The 315-nt window shown below is 49.5% G+C and carries 1 protein-coding gene; it reads left to right on the forward strand.

Annotation, left to right across the window (positions count from 1 at the left end):
- Positions 1-315: type VI secretion system Vgr family protein (locus AC6CHI_RS16155; RefSeq protein ID WP_498122509.1), on the forward strand; the 315-nt coding region annotated here is incomplete at both ends.

Genomic DNA, 315 nt, shown 5'->3' on the forward strand with positions numbered 1-315 from the left:
GGCTACGGGGCACGTTTCTTGCCGCGTATTGGGGAAATGGTCGTGATTGACTTCTTTCAGGGGGACATTGACCGGCCATTTGTGGTGGGGCGAATTCATGAAGCACAACGCCACCCAACCAAATTCGATAACGCTGGACAACTCCCTGAGACCAAAAAACTGGCAGGCATTAAATCCAAAGAATATCAGGGGCAGGGCTTTAACCAGCTCCGCTTTGATGACACCACGGGTCAAATTAGTGCCCAGTTGCAAAGCAGTCATGCGGCAAGTCAGCTTAATTTAGGTAAACTCAGCCATCCTAAAGAAAAAGCTGAG

Source organism: Acinetobacter sp. GQ146 (genome assembly GCF_059758585.1).